Genomic DNA, 18242 nt, shown 5'->3' on the forward strand with positions numbered 1-18242 from the left:
CAACTCTCGAACTCTCGTTCCCCGCTGCCGTTGGCAGCGGGGCACGGTGCTGGGTAGGGTGGGTGAGGTTCGCCGCAGCCATGCCGGACGCGTGGTCATCGGTAGCGGGGCACGGTGCTGGGTGGGGTGGGTGAGGTTCGCCGCAGCCATGCCGGACGCGTGGTCATCGGCAGCGGGGCACGGTGCGAGGCGGTGGTGTTTACCGACACCGTGCCGGAGGCGTGGCCGAGCGGTGCGGGATCGCTTGCGGGCGAGCGGGATCGGTGGGCGTCAGCCGTGTTTGGACGGGCCGACCACTTCGACGGTCGGGGGTTTGCCGTCGGTGTGGCCGCCGCTGTCGCCTTTCATCGCCAGTCCGCCGACGATGGTGCCGCCGAGGGTGGCGGTAACCGCCACCGCCGCAACGAGTTTGCGGCGGGAGACGGGGGCGGTGGGGGCCTCGACGGGAGTGCCGCCCGGGGCCAGGTGCACGCTGCGGATGCTGCGGGCCGACGGGCGTTCGGCGGCCAGCAGGACCGCGCCGCGGGTGGACACGAAATCGGGCTCCGGGTCGTAGATCATCGGGTAGCCCAGCTGGAGTTTCAGCTCGTCGCGGATGCTCTTGTTGCGGGTGCAGCCGCCGAGCAGGGCCAGACCCGCGGGCCGGATGCCGGTCTCGTCGATCATGTGGCGGACGAACGACGCCGAATGATGGATGCCCGCCTCGACCAGTTCGGCGAAATCACTGCGGGTGACCACGGTGCGCTGCCCGGAGATCGGATCGCAGACGGCCAGTACGCGTTCGGAGGCCAGGGCTTCCTTCTGGCGGCGGATATCGGCCAGGTCCAGGGTGACGCCGCCGCGGGTGAGCAGCCAGCGCAGCAGGGCGTCGTGGCCGTCCCCGCCCAGGACGGTGCTGCGCTTGGTGGCGAGGACGGCATCGTTTCGGCAGTCGATCTGGGTGAGGGTCAGCCCGGACGCGCCGAGGTCGTACAGCAGAATCGAGCCCTCGGTGGGGAGCTTCCGGGTGAAGCGCAGATATCTGAGCTGAGCCACCGGCTCGTCGATGACGGTCAGGCGATTGCGGCCCGCGGCGGTGCGGACGGCCTCGGCATGGTTGGTACTGCGGCAGGTGACCGCGATACCGGTGATGAACTCGTCACGCTCGGCCGCCGACTTCCGCATCAGGCGGATGGCCTCGAAGACCGCCTCCGCCATGCTCCCACCGCCGGCCCGGCGTAGGACCTTGCACCGGTCGATGGGAGGCAGGTGCGGCTGGTCGGAATGGGTGAGCATGGCGCGTGCGCCAGCAGCGCCCGCCGACACCCCCAGGACCAGCACCATGGCCTCAATGGTGAACCTTTTGCGGGCCGAAGCCAAGACTATGACGCAGGAAATTGGCTGCTGGGTCGCTGGGTGGTTACTGACCGGCCCATCGGGTGGGCGAGCTACCGGGGTCGAAGTCGCCTGCGCTCTGCCGGAACTCCGCCAGCAATTGCAGCAGCAGCTGCAATCGTTCCGGCGCCAAACCGGTCTCGGCGAAAACTCGCCGATTCAGTTCGGTGGTGGCCTTGGCCACCAATTCTCTTCCGGCCCCGGTGATTTCGATGAGCGTTGCCCGCCGGTCACTGGGATGTGGCACACGCTTCACCAACTGGGCCGCCTCCAGCCGGTCCACCGTATTGGTGACCGACGTCGGATGCACCTGCAGCCGGGCGCTCGCCACCGCCATCGGCAGCGCACCAGTTTTGCTGAAACTCAGCAACATCAGTAGCTCGTACCGCGAAAAGGTCAAACCGGACGGCTTCAACGCTTCGTCCACCCGCGCCATCACGATCTGCTGCGCGCGCACCAGCGAGGTGACCGCCGCCATCCCGTCCGCGACCTCGCCCCAGCCGTGCTCGGTCCACTGGCGGTGCGCCTCCTCGATCGGATCGAGCGGCAGCGGACGGGGACGCGACATGCCCTGATCATCGCATGTCGCGAAGCGCTCGGGCCGCCCCATAGCAATCACGGTGATTCAAACCCTCGGCCCCGGACCCGAACCGGCGCACTATGGAACTCGCCGATGCGGGTGTGACCGAGTGGCCAGGTGGCGGTCTGCAAAGCCGTGTACGCGGGTTCGACTCCCGCCGCTCGCTCCATCGGAGAACGCCTCCCCGGGCAATCAGCCCAGGGAGGCGTTCCCTTTTCCTCCTGCCGCCGGACGCTCAGGAACGGATCGGTCGCGATCGGCGAATCGGCTTGGGCCCGAACCGGTCCTACTTCGCGTCGGTGGAACACACCTTCCATACGCCGTCCTCCTTGCGGAGGTGTTCGTTGGTGGACCGTTTGCTGTCGGCGGCGCCGGGCAGCGAGAGGGTGCCGAGGGTGACGGCGGTGGCGCGGTCGCCGGTGACGGTGACGCCCTCCACCGAATCCACCTTCATGCTGACCTTGCCCTGGTCCATGGCCTTGCGCTGGGCTTCGGGCAGGCCCTGGTACTGGGCGCGGTCGCCCGCGCAGGTCTGGCCGACAGCCTGGGACGCGCCGCCGGTGGACAGGGTTGCGTAGAAGTCGCGCAGCGTGGTCTCGATCCGCTTGGCGTCGCTCGGTGCGGAGTCCTTGCCGTTCAACGTCATCGCGGTAGCGATGCCGCCGCCGACGAGAACCGCGGCCGCGATGCCGATGCCGATGGTGAGAGGGGTGCGCTTGTGCCGAGTCATCGAGGGGCAGATTACAGCGATTCGGTTTCGTCGGCGGGGTGGCATTTCCACCCGTGACGTGGGACGGTACGTTGGTTAGGCAAACCTCAGCGTCGAGTGGAAGGACGGTCATGACGGCGGCTCGATGGAAACTGGTGTCCGGCGCATTGGCGGCGATCGCGGTGCTCGGCGCGACCACGGCATGCTCCAGCTCGTCCGACGAGGACAACGAGATCCTGGTCTACAACGCACAGCACGAATCCCTCACCAAGGAGTGGATCGACGCGTTCACCAAGGACACCGGCATCAAGGTGACCATCCGCAACGGCGGTGACACCGACCTGGGCAACCAGATCGTCGCCGAGGGCAAGAACTCCAAGGCCGACGTCTTCATCACCGAGAACTCCCCGGCCATGGCGCTGGTCGAGAACGCCGGCCTGTTCGCCGACGTCGACAAGGACACCCTCGGCCAGGTGCCCGAGCAGTTCCGTCCCTCCACCGGCAAGTGGACCGGAATCGCCGCGCGCTCCACCGTTTTCGTCTACAACACCGGCAAGCTCCCCGCCGACCAGCTGCCCAAGTCGCTGCTGGACCTGGCGCAGCCGCAGTGGAAGGGCCGCTGGAGCGGCGCCGCCGCGGGCGCGGACTTCCAGGCCATCGTGGCCGCGTTGCTCGCCCAGAAGGGTGAGGAGGCGACCCTCTCCTGGCTCAAGGGCATGAAGGAGAACGCGGTCATCTCCCAGAACAACACCACCGTCATGAAGGGCGTCAACTCCGGCCAGTTCGACGGCGGCGTGATCTACCACTACTACTGGTTCAAGGATCAGGCCAAGACCAAGGAGAACAGCAAGAACACCCAGCTGTTCTACTTCAAGAACCAGGACCCGGGCGCCTTCGTCTCCATTTCCGGTGGCGGCGTGCTGAAGTCGAGCAAGCACCAGAACGACGCCCAGAAGTTCCTGAACTACATCACCTCCAAGAAGGGCCAGGAGGTGCTGCGCGACGGCGACTCCATGGAGTACCCGGTGGCCTCCGACGTCGCCGCCAACGCGGCGCTGCCGCCGCTGGCCTCGCTGGACGCGCCCAAGATCGATCCCTCGAAGCTGGACTCCAAGAAGGTCACCCAGCTGATGACCCAGGCGGGCCTGCTCTAAGTGACCGCTCGGACCGCTGTACCCACCCGGGCCACCGGGTCGACCCGGGTCGCCAAGGCACTCGCCTGGCGGCCCGGGTCGCTCGTCACCGTCGCCGCCCTGCTCATGGTGGCGGCGACGCTCGTGCCACTGGGCTACATCGTGTCCACCCTGGTCTCCACCGGCCTGCACGAGACCGCCGAACTGGTCTTCCGGCCGCGCGTGGCCGAATTGCTGCGCAACACCGCCGAATTGGTGGTCCTCACCGTGCCGATCAGCGTCGCGCTCGGCGTCGGACTGGCCTGGATCGTGGAACGCACCGACGTGCCGGGCGCGGCCTGGTGGGGACCGGCCTTCGCGGCGCCCCTGGCGGTTCCGGCCTTCGTCAACAGCTACGGCTGGGTCAGCGCCATCCCGTCGCTGCACGGACTGTGGGCGGGCGTGCTCGTCGCCACCGTCTCCTACTTCCCGCTGGTGTACCTGCCCGCCGCGGCCACCCTGCGCCGGCTCGACCCGGCCGTGGAGGAATCCGCCCGCGCACTGGGCTCGGGGCCGTTCGCCGTCTTCGCGCGGGTGGTGCTGCCGCAGCTGCGGCTCGCGATTCTCGGTGGCGGACTGCTGATCTCGCTGCACCTGCTCGCCGAGTACGGCGCCTTCGCCATGATCCGGTTCGACACCTTCACCACCGCCATCTTCCAGCAGTACCAGTCCAGCTTCGCCGGGGCCGCGGGCAGCACCCTGTCCGGCGTGCTGGTGGTGCTGTGCCTGGTGCTGCTGGCCGCCGAGGCCGGAGTGCGCGGGCGGGCCCGCTACGCGCGGATCGGCGGCGGCGCGCAACGCGGTGTCCACCGGATCCGCCTGGGGCTGGGCCGGATTCCCATGCTCCTGGTGTTGTTCGGGGCGCTGGCGGCCACGCTGGGCGTGCCGCTGTGGACCATCGGGCGCTGGCTGAAGATCGGCGGCTCGGCGGTGTGGAACACCGTCGACATCGGCGAATCCCTGGGCCAGACCATCGGTCTGGCCGCCACCGCCGCGGCGATCACCACCCTGTGCGCCTTCCCGGTCGCCTGGGTCGCGGTTCGCTCCACCTCGCGGTTCGCGCGAATCATCGAGGGCGCCAACTACATCACCAGCTCGCTGCCGGGCATCGTGATCGCGCTGGCCCTGGTGACCGTATCGATCCGCTGGCTGCCCGTCTTCTATCAGACCGCCGCCACCATCCTGGCCGCCTACACCCTGATGTTCCTGCCGCGTGCCCTGGTCAGCGTGCGCGCCGGGCTGGCGCAGGTGCCGATCGGGCTGGAGGAGGCGTCGCTGGCGCTCGGAAAGTCCCCGGCCGCCACGTTCTTCCGCGTCACCCTGCGCCTGACCGCACCCGCCGCCGCGGCCGCCGCCGCCATGGTGTTCGTGGCGGTGGCCACCGAACTGACCGCCACCCTGCTGCTCGCCCCCAACGGCACCAACACCCTCGCCATGCAGTTCTGGCAGCTGTCGGGCGAACTGGACTACGCCGCCGCCGCGCCCTACGCGCTGATCATGATCATCGCCTCGGTGCCGGTCACCTATCTGCTGTTCACCCAATCCAGGAAGGCGGCGGGATTGTGAGTCGGCTTGTCGTAGACCAGGTTCGCAAGAGCTTCGGGCCGGGAGCGCCGGTCCTCGACGGCATCGGCCTGGACGTCGCCGACGGCACCGCCACCGCCGTCGTCGGCTCCTCCGGCTGCGGCAAGACCACCCTGCTGCGGGTGATCGCCGGGTTCGAGCACCCCGACGCGGGCTCGGTCACCATCGGCGGGGAAACCGTCACCCGCGAAGGCTTCTCGCTGCCCGCGCACCGCCGCCGCATCGGCTACGTGGCGCAGGACGGCGCGCTGTTCCCGCACCTGACCGTGGGACAGAACATCGCCTACGGGCTGGGCGGCGGGTTCGGGGCGAGCCGCAAACACCGGCGGCACGTGGCCGAACTCCTCGACATGGTCTCCCTCGACCCGTCGTACGCGGATCGGCGGCCGCACCAGCTCTCCGGCGGCCAGCAGCAGCGCGTCGCCCTGGCCCGGGCAATGGCCCGCAAACCCGCCCTCATGCTGCTCGACGAACCCTTCAGCGCCCTCGACACCGGACTGCGCGCCGCCACCCGCCAGGCCGTCGCCGAAACCCTGCGCGCCGCGGGCATGACCAGCATCCTGGTCACCCACGACCAGGAGGAGGCGCTGTCCTTCGCCGATCAGGTGGCGGTCATGTGCTCCGGTCGCTTCACCCAGGTCGGCACTCCGGAGCAGGTCTACGCCGAGCCCGCGGACCTGTTCACCGCCGGATTCCTCGGCGACACCGTGCTGCTCGACGCCAGCATCGGCCCGGTGACCGCCGAGACCCTGCTGGGCCGGATTCCTGTGCAGGACAACGCCCCGACCGGGCAGGGCGCGATCATGCTGCGCCCCGAACAGTTGCTGGCGCACGCCACCGCCGCCGGCGACGCGGGGAGCGCCACCGTGCGCGCCCTCGAATTCCGCGGCGCGGACGTCATGCTCACCCTCGACCTCGACGGCTCCCCGGAACCGATCCAGGTGCGCCGGGTCAGCGTCGGCGCGCCCGCGGTCGGCGACCGGGTCGACCTCGAAGTCCTCGGCGCGGCGGTCGCTTTCACCTCCGAGCAGTGCGCCGCCGCTGGTCGCGCACCCCGCAACGGCGCCGCGCCCGGCGTGTTCACCGTGCCGGACGTCGTCTCCGCGGTCTGATCACACGTGCCCCGGGTCTACTCACACCGTGCACCGGGTCGACGGAATGTGACCGAATGGTCTGGGAAGCACCTATATTGGCGCGGAAGCCGAATCCTCGGCTCGAGGCCGAAGGAGACCCGGTGCGCCGCACGCTGATCGTCATGTCCGCCCTCGCCGCCGCGTGCGCGCTCGCCCCGCAGGCCGGCGCCGAACCGGCCGCCGATCCGGCGCTGAAGGTGCAGGCGGTCTTCGGAACCGAACAGTTCCCCATGGCGGGTGTGGCCGCCGACATCGCGCCCTGCGGCGGCGCGAGCGTGGCCACCATCACCACCGGCGCCGACGGGTCGGCCGTCTACGCGGGCGCGCCGGGCTGCTATCGGGTTCAGGTCGCCGCGCCCATCGGCTGCATGCTCGACGGCGATTCCGCGCTCGAGGTCACCTCGGTGCCCGGCACCACCCCGCTCGCGACGTTCCGCTTCCGCTGCGCCTGAACCGGCTCGCGCGCCCGCACCCTCATCTCCCGCGCGTCTCGTGTGATCGTGATCCCGTGTGACCGACTCCACATCCCGGAATGCACACTGCCCGGGGCTGTTAGCCTCGGTCACACATAGCTGCTCGACATCGCCGTACGCGGAAGGCGTCGCATCACCGAGGGAGTAGGTGACACATGGGCGCGAGATTCGCGTTGGCACACCAGCCTGGCATCGCCGCGCCCCTGTCGATCCGGCGCTACGCGGTGTCGATCGAGACACTCGCGGCCCTGCTCGGCGCGGTAGTGGCGGGACTGCTGCTGATGGCCCCCCTCGATCTCGGCGGCGCCACCGCCGGACCGGTCCTGCAATTGGATCTGCTCGTCCTCAATATGCCGCGCGCCGCGGCGGCCGGAGCCGCGCTGGCCGTGGTGTCGGCGGCCCTGGTGGTCGCGCTCGGTAGACGCAGCGCGTGGATCACCGCCTGCGGCAGCGCGGTCATGCTGCTGGTCGACCAGTTCTGGAACCGGGGCGCGCCGACCATGGACAGCCTCACCACCGCCAATTACATCGACTCCATGTTCGCGGGCATCCTGCTCGGCGCGCTGGCCGTCGCGGTCTTCGGCAAGCCGCTCGCGACCGCGGCCTTCCTCATCGGCGCGCTCGGCTCGATCCTGGTCGGCGACCAGACCTCGCTGCCGCCCGCCGACGGCCAGGGCAACCCGCTCATCCAATTGGCCTCGGCCGGCACCCCGCCGGTGTGGCTGCTGCTGCTCACCGCCGCGCTGCTGGCCGCGGGAATCGTGCTGCAACAGCCCGATTCGGTGACCGAGGAGGAGACCACCGACCTGGCCATCGGCACCATCCTGTCCGCGCTCGTGGTGATCACCGCGACCGTGCTGTCCACGGAATGGTTCGTGCGCCACGCCGGGACGCTCGTGCAGATCGGCGCGGCGATCGCCGTCACTGTCGGCGCGGCCGTACTGGCCGCCCTGCTGCTGCCGGGCCGCGAGGGCACGCTGGTGCTGCTGGCGGTCGCGGTGGCCAATGCGGGCAGCGCGATCATCGCGGTGCCGCGGCCGGATTGGACCGCGCCGTTCCCGGTGCTGGCCCTGCTGGCCGGACTGGCCGCCGGACGCGCGCGGCGCTCACCGTGGCTCGCGCTGGCGGTGACCGGAGCACTGGCCGTCTTCGCGGCGGGCACCGCCGACCTGGCCCACCAGTACTCGGTGATCCCGGTGCTCGGCGTGGTCGGCACCGGATTCGCCATCGGCTGCTGCTTCGGCGCGGCGGTGCCGAAGGGCGCGGGCAGCGCGGTGGTCGCCATCGCGGTGCTGATCGTGCCCTGCCTGGTGGTGGCGTTGCGCGGCAGCGACTTCGGCCGGGTCGCGTATTCGCCGCGCTGGTACCGGGATCCGACCGGCGTGGTCTCGGCGATGCCGGGCTGGTCTGCGCTGGTCGTCACCCTCGGCTGTGCGGCCGGGGTGTACCTGCTGTGGCGGATCCGGCCGGCGGGCGCCGCACCCGCCGCTCTGCTCGCCGCGCCCCACGCCGATGAACCGCGGAAGGTCCTGCCCCGGGGCTAGTCTGGCCGCATGGCCGACACGTCACCGGTGGACCCGACCGTCGATCTCCTGGCCCGGGCGATCACCCAAACCGGCGAGGTCATCGCCGCCGTCACCCCGGATGAGGCCGACCAGCCCACCCCGTGCGCGGACTGGACGGTGCGGGAGCTGGTGACCCACCTGATCGGTCAGATCCTGCGCGACTTCCGCATCGCCGCCCGCGGCGACATGCCCGAATGGGGAGCGCCGCCCGAGGAGGTCGGCGCGGACTGGTCCGCCGAATTCGAGACCCGCGCGCGAGCACTGCTCGACGAGTGGCGGACCGCCGACCTGGAACGGCCGGTGCCCAGCCTGGGCGGGGAGGCCCCGCTGCGCGGCCGCGCCGACCAGCAGATCGCCGAATTCGCCACGCACACCTGGGATCTCGCCCGCGCCACCGGCCAGGACCGGACCCTGGACCCCGAACTCGCCGAATACGGCCTGGCCTGGTCACACCGGGTGCTGAAGCCCGAATTCCGGGGCCCGGGAAAGGCTTTCGGCGCCGAGATGCCGATCGCCGCGGACGCCCCCGCCTACGACCGCCTCGCCGCCTGGTTCGGCCGCGATCCGGCGTGGACGCGGTCGGCCTGAGCTCAGCGCCCGAAGCGCCGGTTCACCCAGTCCAGCGCGTCGTCGAACGACGCGTCGAGCACGCCGCGGTGATCCACCCCCGCATAGGCGTGGTACTGCACCGGCTGCCCGCTCGCGCGCTGCCGCACCACCATGGCCTCGGTGCCCGGTGCGGGCACGGTGGTGTCGGCGCGGCCCTGCAGCACCAGCAGCGGCTGGGTGAAGGACAGGGCGGTGGGGTCGTTCTCGTTCAGCACGCGGATCAACGCGGCCGCGTCCCCGTCGCGCCGGAAGACGTCGTCGGCGTTCAGTCCGCCCCACGAATCCGGTTGCCGCAGTTGCCCGATGCACCGGTCGTCGGCCTCATCCAGCATGGATTGCGCACGCGGCGTGAGGAATCGGACGGGATCCACCTCGGCCACCGTCTGCGCGCCGCGAATGATCAAGGGCAGGAACGACACCGCGCCGCCGGTGAGCGGGGCCAGCGGCCCCGCCACGCCCGCGGTGCTGGCCAGCTGCGAGGCCTGCAGGCCGATGCCCTGGTGTGAGGCCGGGGCCAGCGCCACCGCGCCCAGCAATTGCAGATCCGGCGCCCACTGCTGGGCCTCCGCGTCGGTGAAGACGGCCGCCTGCCCGCCCTGGGAATGCCCGACCGCCACCCAGCGCGTCCCGATATCGGGGTCGATCTGCCGTGCGGCCCTGGCCATATCGGTGACGGCGCGCTGCTCGGCGGTGCCGATCAGATAGCCGTGCGGCCCGGGCGTGCCCAGCCCCTGATAGTCGGTCTGCGCGACCGCGTACCCGGCCGCCACCCAGCGCTCCTGCACCCGCCGCACCATCGAGGTGTAGTCGTGGGCGGGGAAGTCGGGGGAGGTGTCCTGCGAGGGCGCGCACGCGTCGGCGACACCGGTGGTGCCGTGCGCCCAGGAGATCAACGGCCAGCCCCCGGGCGGCGGCGTGCTGTCGGGCACCGCGAGCGTGCCGGTGACCGCGACCGGATTGCCCCGCATATCGATCGAGCGGTACATCAGCAGATAGTTGCGTGCCCCGGCGAGCGCGGGATCGCCTGTGAGCGGCCGGATCTGGATCACCGAACCGTGGGTCCCGGGAATCCGGTCGGTGGCCGGTTCGTAGAACGACGCGAGGGTCGTCTCCTCCGGCCGGACGGGTGTGGAGGTGGCCGGTGTGGCCAGGATCGAGCCGGTGACGGTGGCCGCGAGCAGCGGGAGCAAGCGGCGGATTCCGGGGCGCGAGGCGCGCCGGGACCGCTGTCCTGGACGGGCGCTCTCGTTCTCCGGCACCTCTCAGAAGATACCGGCTTGCACGTGTTTCACTCGGCAAGGCAGGGCCGACCAGTCTGCCCGGAACGCGCTCGCGGTGTCCGGCTGCCTCCTGCACAACCGGACACCGCGATGCACAGCTCTACCTTCCCGCCCAGGGCCGTGAATCGGAATACCGATCGGTCACGATGGCACGATAAGTCAGACATCTGATTCGGCTGTCACGGTGCGCGAACGACAGCATGTGCACGAACGACACAGGCCCCGACCGTGAATCACGGTCGGGGCCTGTGGTGGTGCCCTCGGCAGGAATCGAACCTGCGGCCTTCTGCTCCGGAGGCAGACGCTCTATCCCCTGAGCTACGAGGGCGGGGATGGTCCCGTCCGGTCTCCCGGTCGGGCGGGGAAAGCGTATCGCATCGGCCGCGCTGCGCCAAAAACCGATGCGGACCGGGCGTTTCTATCCGCCCGGTCCGCCGGGTCCTCAGTTCATCGGCAGCGGTGCGACCTTGCGTTCGGCGAGCATCTGCGTCATCAGATCGGCCTCACCCTGCTGGGTTTTGGCCATGCTCTCCGCCAGCGACCGCACCGCGTCGGTGTCGGCGCGCTGGGCCGCGTACTCGATCATCGGCATGCCGCCCTGATGGTGGCGCAGCATGAGCTGCAGGAACAGTGCGTCCTGGGCCGGACCGGTGGCCTGGCCGAGCGCGGCCATCTCCTGATCCGAGGCCATACCGGGCATGGTCTGCACCGCGCCCGCGTGCATGCCCGTGCCCGAATGCTGGTGCGCCGACATGTCGGTCATCCAGCCCATGTAACCGTCGGGGGCGATGAGCGGCTTGTCCCACAGCTGCAGCCAACCCTGCATGCGCCCGGCCTGATTGGCCTGTGTGGTCAGGATGTCGTAGGCCAGGCGTTTCACCGCCGGGTCGGCCGACCCGGACAGGGCGAGACTCGACATCTGCACCGCCTGCGTGTGGTGCACCGACATGTCCTGGGAGAAGCCGACATCCACGGCGCCGGGCGTTTCGGTCTGATGCCGCAGCGGATTGCCGACCAGGATTCCGGCCAGGAAACCGGCGAGCAGCACCCCGACCACGCCGAGGATCGCCAGCAGCTGCCGCTGATTGCGGCGCGGCTGCTGGGCGGGCTCGGCGGCGGGATCCGGCTCGGAGCTGCGATCGGGGACGTCGGCCATGAACGGCGGCACTACTGGGTCGGAGCCGGCTGCTCCGGCTGCGTCGGGCCGTCGGTCGGGGCCGGGATGGTCGGGATGCCGCCGGGCAGATTGGCGTCGGTCGGCAGCGCCGGGGTGCCCTCGGGCAGGCTCGGGATACCGGCGGGGAAGCCGGGGATGCTGGGCATGCCCGGGGTGCCGCCGATCTCGTTCTGCGCCTTGGTCGCACCGGTGCCGTCCATCGGGACCGCGTCGGGGCCGGGGGCGCTCGGGTCGAAGGCGGGCGGGTTGTCGGTCTTGAAGGTCGGGTTCGCGCAGTCCGCGCCGACCTCGGGGTAGGCGTACTGGTTCAGCCGCAGCGCGGTGATGAACTGGGTGACGCGCTTGTCATCGGCGCTGTCCAGCTTGAGCTGGTGGCCCCACGACTGCATCGAGATGGCCGAATCCAGGCCCGGGTACGGCGACATCAGGGTGTACGGCTTGCCCTTGACCTTGGCCGACAGCGTGTCGACGCCCGCCTTGTCGAGCTTGTCCGGGTTGTAGGCGATCCAGACCGCGCCGTGCTCGAGCGAGTGCACCGCGTTCTCGGTGCGGATCGCCGTCGGGTACACGACGCCGGTGCACGCGGCCCACGAGCTGTCGTGCGGGCCGCCGAAGGGCGGGGCCTGGTCGTAGGCCACCCGCTGGGTGGCGGCGATGTGCAGGCCCGCCGCGTAGTCCTTCTTCACCACGCCGGAGATCTGATCCGAGGGATCCTTCTTCTGCGCGGACGGCGTGTACTTGTTCTGTTCCTGCTTGTCCTGGATCTTCGGCACGAGCACCCAGGCGATGCCGCCGATCAGGGCGAAAACGCAGACGACGGCCCCGATCATGAGCCACGGGATCTGGCGCCTTCCGCCCAGTCCGCCGCCACCGCCCTTGCGGGACGACCCGGCGGACTTGCCCGCGGCCTTGATGGCCTTGGCCGATTTGGCACTGGTCTTGCTCGGCATGCTTGTTGTGCTCTTTTCGACGTGTCGGACAATCAAACGACGCGGCCGCATCGTTTGCTGGGCACCTGCCCGGTGGTGCCCGCTCGCGGCGTTCACCTGCTCAGACCATAGGATAGTGACTCGTGACTCCAGCTGACCTTGCAGATCTCCTTCGTGCTACCGCGGCGAAGGTACTTGTCGAACGTGGATCCGACCCTTCGGTCCTGCCCGACGAGGTCAAGGTGGAGCGTCCCCGCAACCCCGAGCACGGTGACTATGCCACGAATGTGGCCATGCAGGTAGGTAAGAAGGCGGGAATGAACCCGCGCGATTTCGCCACGCTGCTCGCCGAGGCGCTGACCGCCGCCGAGGGCATCGACGCCGCCGAAGTCGCGGGACCTGGCTTTTTGAACATCCGCCTGGCCAAGGCCGCACAGGGTGCGATCGTGGAGAAGATCCTGGAAGCGGGCGCGACGTTCGGCACCGCGGACGCCATGGGCGGCACCAGGATCAACCTGGAGTTCGTCTCCGCCAACCCCACCGGCCCCATCCACCTGGGCGGTACCCGCTGGGCCTCGGTCGGCGACGCGCTCGGCCGCATCCTGGCCGCGCAGGGCGCCGACGTCACCCGCGAGTACTACTTCAACGACCACGGCGCGCAGATCGACCGCTTCGCCAACTCGCTGGTCGCCGCCGCGCTCGGACAGCCGACCCCGGAGGACGGCTACGCGGGCGATTACATCAACGACATCGCCGACACCGTGGTGAAGGCCAACCCGGGCGTGCTGGAACTCCCGGAGACCGAGCGCCACGAGCTGTTCCGCCGCGAGGGCGTCGAGCTGATGTTCGCGCACATCAAGAAGACGCTGCACGAATTCGGCACCGACTTCGACGTGTACTTCAACGAGAGCTCGCTGTTCGCCTCCGGCGCGGTGGAGAAGGCCCTCGACGAGCTCAAGGCGTCGGGCAATCTGTACGAGAAGGACGGCGCCTGGTGGATCGCCTCCACCGAGTACGGCGACGACAAGGACCGCGTCGTCATCAAGAGCGACGGCAAGTCCGCCTACATCGGCGGTGACATCGCCTACTTCCAGAACAAGCGCTCGCGCGGCTTCGACCTGTGCATCTACATGCTGGGCGCCGACCACCACGGCTACATCGGCCGCCTGAAGGCCGCCGCCGCGGCGTTCGGCGACAACCCCGACACCGTCGAGGTGCTCATCGGCCAGATGGTGAACCTGGTGAAAGACGGTGCGGCCGTCCGCATGTCCAAGCGCGCGGGCACCGTCGTCACCCTCGACGACCTGGTCGAGCAGATCGGCGTCGACGCCGCCCGCTACTCGCTGGTGCGTTCCTCGGTGAACTCCAGCATCGACATCGACCTGGACCTGTGGACCCGCCAGGACAGCGAGAACCCGGTCTACTACGTGCAATACGCGCACGCCCGCACCAACCAGATCATCGGCAATGCCGCCGCGTTCGACTACGCCTCGGTCGCACCGGATTTCGCGCTGCTCACCGATGACCGCGAGGGCGAGCTGATCCGCACCCTCGGCGAGTACCCGCGCGTGGTGGCCACCGCCGCCGACATGCGCGAGCCGCACCGCGTCGTCCGCTACCTCGAGGAGCTGGCCGGCGCGTACCACCCCTTCCAGTCCGACAAGACGCTGCGCGTCATCCCGCAGGGCGACGACGAGGTCACCCCGCTCAATGCCGCTCGCCTCGAGCTGGTCAAAGCCACCCGTCAGGTTCTCGCCAACGGCCTCGGCCTGCTAGGCGTCAGTGCTCCGGAGCGTATGTAGATGAGTGCCCACCCCGCCGGTCCCCGCCACGCGGACATTCCGCACGCGCCCACGCTGGCCGAGCGCCCCAGCGCGCCCGCCCAGATGATCGAGCTGCCCGCGAACGTGTGGCCGCGCAACGCCTCCCGCGACGCCGACGGCGTGGTGCGGCTGGCCGGTGTGCCGGTGCACGAGCTGGCCGCCGAGTACGGCACCCCGCTGTTCGTCATCGACGAGGACGACTTCCGTTCCCGCTGCCGCGACATGGTCCGCGCCTTCGGCGACGGCGCGCGAGTCCACTACGCCTCCAAGGCGTTCCTGTGCGGCGAGATCGCCCGCTGGATCCGTGATGAGGGCCTGCACCTGGACGTCTGCTCCGGCGGCGAGCTCGCGGTGGCGCTGCACGCCGGCTTCCCGGCCGAGCGAATCGCGCTGCACGGCAACAACAAATCGGTGCCCGAACTGGAGATGGCGGTCGAGGCGGGCGTCGGCGACGTGGTCGTCGACTCGCTGATCGAGATCGAGCGCCTGGAAGCCGTCGCCAAGCGCGCGGGCAAGGTCGTCGACGTGCTGGTGCGCGTCACCGTCGGCGTGGAAGCCCACACCCACGAGTACATCTCGACCGCGCACGAGGACCAGAAGTTCGGCTTCTCCATCGCGGGCGGCGACGCCATGCAGGCCATCGCCCGGGTCTTCGAATCCGACAACCTGCGCCTGCTCGGCCTGCACTCGCACATCGGCTCGCAGATCTTCGAGATCGACGGCTTCGAGATCTCCACCCGCCGCATGCTGGGCCTGCTGCGCGAGGTCGCCGACAAGTTCGGCATGGAGCGCGCCGAGCAGATGCGGATCCTGGATCTCGGTGGCGGCCTGGGCATCTCGTACCTGCCGCACGAGGACCCGCCCGCCCTGGACGGTTTCGCCGCCAACCTGCGCCGCATCGTGGCCGAGGAGGCCGAGCGCGCCGGGCTGCCGATGCCGACCATCGCCGTCGAGCCGGGCCGCGCCATCGCCGGTCCCGGCACCGTCACCCTCTACGAGGTGGGCACCATCAAAGATGTTGTGCTCGACGGTGGCAATCGCCGACGCTATGTGAGCGTCGACGGCGGCATGAGCGACAACATTCGTCCGGCCCTGTACCAGGCCGAGTACGACTGCCGTCTGGTCTCGCGGTCCAGCGAGGCCGGTCCGGTGGTGGCCCGAGTGGTCGGAAAGCATTGCGAGAGTGGGGATATCGTCATCCGCGATACCTGGCTCCCGGCCGATGTTGGCCCGGGCGACCTGGTGGCGGTGGCCGCGACCGGCGCGTACTGCTACTCGATGTCGAGCCGTTACAACATGCTCACCCGGCCCCCGGTGGTCGCGGTGCGAGACGGCAAGGCGCGCTTGATCCTCCGCCGTGAAACGGTGGAGGACCTACTCAGCTTGGAGGTGAAGGCATGACCGAGGTGGCGAACAACGCTGCGAAGAACGGCGTGTGGGGATCGGATCACCCGATCGGTGTCGCGGTCCTCGGCATGGGCACGGTCGGCACCGAGGTGGTCCGCATCATTCGTGACCACGCCGACGACCTGTGCAACCGTGTCGGCGCCCCCGTCGTGCTGCGCGGTGTCGCGGTGCGCGATCTGAGCAAGGACCGCGGCCTGTCCGCCGACCTGCTCACCACCGACGCCGAGGCCCTGGTCACCCGCGACGACGTCGACATCGTCGTCGAGGTGATGGGCGGCATCGACCCGGCCCGCGCCCTCATCTCCGCGGCCCTGAACGCGGGCAAGTCCGTGGTCACCGCCAACAAGGCGCTGCTCGCGGACTACACCGGCGAGCTGGCCGCCGCGGCCGAGAACCACCGCGCCGACCTCTACTTCGAGGCCGCCGTCGCCGGCGCCATCCCGGTGGTCCGCCCGCTCATCCAGTCGCTGTCCGGCGACCGGGTCAACCGCGTGGTCGGCATCGTGAACGGCACCACCAACTTCATCCTCTCGGCCATGGCCGAGACCGGCGCCGACTACGACGACGTGCTGGCCGAGGCCACCCGCCTGGGCTATGCCGAGGCCGACCCGACCGCCGACGTCGAGGGCTACGACGCCGCCGCCAAGGCCGCCATCCTGGCCTCGGTCGCCTTCCACACCCGCGTCACCTCCGGCGACGTCTACCGCGAGGGCATCTCCAAGATCACCTCCGAGGATCTGGAGACGGCCGCGGCCGTGGGCTGCACGGTGAAGCTGCTGGCCATGGCCGAGCGCGTCACCGACGAGGGCGGCAAGGAGAAGATCTCCGTGCGCGTCTACCCCGCCCTCATCCCGCGCAAGCACCCCCTCGCCGCGGTCAGCGGCGCGTTCAACGCCGTGGTCGTGGAGGCCGAGAACGCCGGCCGCCTGATGTTCTACGGGCAGGGCGCCGGCGGCGCTCCCACCGCGTCGGCCGTCATGGGTGACCTGGTCATGGCGGCGCGCAACAAGTTCTACGGTGGCCGCGCGCCGGGCGAATCGGTCTATGCTGAGCTGCCGATCGCCTCGATCGGCGACACCCCGACCCGCTACCACGTGAACATGCAGGTCGCCGACCGCACCGGTGTGCTGGAGGCGGTCGCCGGGGAATTCGCCAAGCACAGTGTGAGCATCTCGACGGTCCGCCAGGAGGGACACGACGAGGGTGCGCGCCTGGTTGTGGTGACCCACCACGCGTTGGAGTCCGCGCTGGCGGATACCGTTGCCGCATTGGCCGAACTGGACTCCGTCACGTCCGTGACCAGTGTTCTGAGATTGGAAGGCACCGAGGAATGAGTGCAACCGCACGCGCTGCTGCACCTGTGCACACGCCGTGGCCGGGTTTGATCGACGCGTATCGCGATCGTCTCGCGATTCCCGCCGACTGGAAGGCCGTCACTCTCTTCGAGGGCGGCACCCCGCTGGTGCCCGCACACCACCTGTCGGAACTGACCGGCTGTGAGGTGTACCTCAAGGTCGAGGGCGCGAACCCGACCGGCTCGTTCAAGGACCGTGGCATGACCATGGCCATGACCGACGCCAAGTACAACGGCAAGACCGCCGTGCTGTGCGCCTCCACCGGCAACACCTCGGCCTCGGCCGCGGCGTACGCCACCCGCGCCGGACTGCACTGCGCGGTGCTGATCCCGTCGGGCAAGATCGCCATGGGCAAGCTGGCCCAGGCGGTCATGCTCGGCGCGAAGATCATCCAGGTGGACGGCAACTTCGACGACTGCCTGGAGCTGGCCCGCAAGGTCACCTCCGACTTCCCCGAGGTCGGCCTGGTGAACTCGGTGAACCCGGCCCGCATCGAGGGCCAGAAGACCGCCGCCTTCGAGATCGCCGACGCGCTGGGCAAGGCCCCCGACGTGCACGTGCTCCCGGTCGGCAACGCGGGCAATATCACCGCGTACTGGAAGGGCTACAGCGAGTACTTCGCCGACGGCGTCACCACCTCGCGCCCGCGCATGCTGGGCGTGCAGGCCGCGGGCGCCGCGCCGCTGGTCAACGGCGCTCCGGTGTCGAACCCGGAGACCATCGCCACCGCGATCCGGATCGGCGCGCCCGCGTCCTGGAACGGTGCGATGAACGCCAAGGAGGAGTCGGGCGGCGCCTTCCGCGCGGCCACCGACGAGGAGATCCTCGCCGCGTATCGCCTGGTCGCGGCCACCGAGGGCGTTTTCGTGGAGCCCGCCTCCGCCGCGTCGGTCGCCGGTCTGCTGGCCGCGCGCGCCGAGGGCTGGCTGGATTCCGGCCTCACCGTGGTCTGCACCGTGACCGGCAACGGTCTCAAGGACCCGGACAACGCGCTCAAGGGGATGCCCGAGGTCAAGCCGATCGCGGTCGACCCGGTCGCCGTGGCCCACGAGCTCGAGCTGGCCTGAGTTGA

The 18242-nt window shown here is 70.0% G+C and carries 16 protein-coding genes and 2 tRNA genes; 11 read left to right on the plus strand and 7 right to left on the minus strand.

The features are described from left to right. Positions 1 to 270: 270 nt before the first annotated feature. Both ACFRAQ_RS30165 and ACFRAQ_RS30170 read right to left on the minus strand, forming a co-directional pair. Entirely contained in the window at positions 271 to 1323 is a 1053-nt protein-coding gene (locus ACFRAQ_RS30165) for a hypothetical protein (RefSeq protein WP_379105624.1), read from the minus strand. Positions 1324 to 1399: 76 nt separating this feature from the next. Next, positions 1400 to 1942 carry a MarR family transcriptional regulator gene (locus ACFRAQ_RS30170; RefSeq protein ID WP_357097750.1) on the minus strand — a complete coding sequence of 181 codons (543 nt, stop codon included), beginning with the start codon at positions 1940 to 1942 and terminating at the stop codon, positions 1400 to 1402. A gap of 107 nt (positions 1943 to 2049) precedes the next feature. Here ACFRAQ_RS30170 and ACFRAQ_RS30175 point away from each other — a divergent pair. Beyond that, positions 2050 to 2123 (plus strand) — tRNA-Cys (locus ACFRAQ_RS30175). A gap of 117 nt (positions 2124 to 2240) precedes the next feature. Here ACFRAQ_RS30175 and ACFRAQ_RS30180 read toward each other — a convergent pair. Further along, positions 2241 to 2684: a hypothetical protein gene (locus ACFRAQ_RS30180; RefSeq protein ID WP_379105627.1), complete on the minus strand. Its 444-nt coding sequence runs from the start codon at positions 2682 to 2684 to the stop codon at positions 2241 to 2243. A gap of 110 nt (positions 2685 to 2794) precedes the next feature. On the opposite strand from ACFRAQ_RS30180, the gene ACFRAQ_RS30185 reads away from it, so the two are divergent. The 6 genes from ACFRAQ_RS30185 (at position 2795) to ACFRAQ_RS30210 (ending at position 9178) form a co-directional block, all read left to right on the plus strand. Beyond that, positions 2795 to 3817, plus strand: a complete 1023-nt coding sequence (locus ACFRAQ_RS30185; protein ID WP_379105629.1) for an iron ABC transporter substrate-binding protein — start codon at positions 2795 to 2797, stop codon at positions 3815 to 3817. Beyond that, a complete protein-coding gene (locus tag ACFRAQ_RS30190) occupies positions 3818 to 5401 on the plus strand; it encodes an ABC transporter permease (RefSeq protein WP_379105631.1) in 1584 nt (527 codons plus the stop codon). After that, positions 5398 to 6531, plus strand: coding sequence for an ABC transporter ATP-binding protein (locus ACFRAQ_RS30195; RefSeq protein WP_379105634.1), 1134 nt, complete (start codon positions 5398 to 5400; stop codon positions 6529 to 6531). The genes ACFRAQ_RS30190 and ACFRAQ_RS30195 overlap by 4 nt, the downstream gene beginning before the upstream one ends. Before the next feature lie 122 nt (positions 6532 to 6653). Beyond that, positions 6654 to 7004: a hypothetical protein gene (locus ACFRAQ_RS30200; RefSeq protein WP_379105636.1), complete on the plus strand. Its 351-nt coding sequence runs from the start codon at positions 6654 to 6656 to the stop codon at positions 7002 to 7004. A 176-nt stretch (positions 7005 to 7180) separates the two neighbouring features. Continuing rightward, positions 7181 to 8569, plus strand: coding sequence for a hypothetical protein (locus ACFRAQ_RS30205; RefSeq protein ID WP_379105639.1), 1389 nt, complete (start codon positions 7181 to 7183; stop codon positions 8567 to 8569). 9 nt (positions 8570 to 8578) lie between these two features. Then, on the plus strand, positions 8579 to 9178 hold the full coding sequence (locus tag ACFRAQ_RS30210; RefSeq protein ID WP_379105641.1) for a TIGR03086 family metal-binding protein: 600 nt from the start codon (positions 8579 to 8581) through the stop codon (positions 9176 to 9178). 2 nt (positions 9179 to 9180) lie between these two features. Here ACFRAQ_RS30210 and ACFRAQ_RS30215 read toward each other — a convergent pair whose 3' ends face one another. The 4 genes from ACFRAQ_RS30215 to ACFRAQ_RS30230 form a co-directional block, all read right to left on the minus strand. Beyond that, the gene (locus ACFRAQ_RS30215) at positions 9181 to 10458 is read right to left on the minus strand and encodes an alpha/beta hydrolase family protein (RefSeq protein WP_379105642.1); all 1278 of its coding nucleotides are present in this window, start codon (positions 10456 to 10458) and stop codon (positions 9181 to 9183) included. 273 nt (positions 10459 to 10731) lie between these two features. Further along, a tRNA-Arg gene (locus tag ACFRAQ_RS30220) sits at positions 10732 to 10807 on the minus strand. Between the two features lie 114 nt (positions 10808 to 10921). Further along, positions 10922 to 11635 (minus strand): DUF305 domain-containing protein, encoded by a 714-nt coding sequence (locus ACFRAQ_RS30225; protein WP_379105644.1) that lies wholly within the window; start codon positions 11633 to 11635, stop codon positions 10922 to 10924. An 11-nt stretch (positions 11636 to 11646) separates the two neighbouring features. Further along, positions 11647 to 12606 (minus strand): DUF3105 domain-containing protein, encoded by a 960-nt coding sequence (locus ACFRAQ_RS30230; RefSeq protein WP_379105646.1) that lies wholly within the window; start codon positions 12604 to 12606, stop codon positions 11647 to 11649. Between the two features lie 122 nt (positions 12607 to 12728). Between ACFRAQ_RS30230 and argS the strand changes: the two genes are divergently transcribed. Genes argS through thrC form a run of 4 tightly spaced genes read left to right on the plus strand, consistent with a single transcriptional unit; the run spans position 12729 to position 18237 of the window. Continuing rightward, positions 12729 to 14387 (plus strand): arginine--tRNA ligase, encoded by a 1659-nt coding sequence (argS, locus tag ACFRAQ_RS30235; RefSeq protein WP_379105649.1) that lies wholly within the window; start codon positions 12729 to 12731, stop codon positions 14385 to 14387. Continuing rightward, positions 14388 to 15809, plus strand: coding sequence for a diaminopimelate decarboxylase (gene lysA, locus ACFRAQ_RS30240; protein WP_357097785.1), 1422 nt, complete (start codon positions 14388 to 14390; stop codon positions 15807 to 15809). It begins immediately after the preceding gene. After that, positions 15806 to 17149 (plus strand): homoserine dehydrogenase, encoded by a 1344-nt coding sequence (locus ACFRAQ_RS30245; RefSeq protein WP_379105652.1) that lies wholly within the window; start codon positions 15806 to 15808, stop codon positions 17147 to 17149. Before lysA ends, ACFRAQ_RS30245 begins: the two co-directional genes overlap by 4 nt. Further along, positions 17146 to 18237 (plus strand): threonine synthase, encoded by a 1092-nt coding sequence (thrC, locus tag ACFRAQ_RS30250; RefSeq protein ID WP_357282059.1) that lies wholly within the window; start codon positions 17146 to 17148, stop codon positions 18235 to 18237. Before ACFRAQ_RS30245 ends, thrC begins: the two co-directional genes overlap by 4 nt. Positions 18238 to 18242 lie beyond the last annotated feature (5 nt).

The sequence above is a fragment of the Nocardia sp. NPDC056611 genome, assembly GCF_042792755.1.
Taxonomy (GTDB): domain Bacteria; phylum Actinomycetota; class Actinomycetes; order Mycobacteriales; family Mycobacteriaceae; genus Nocardia.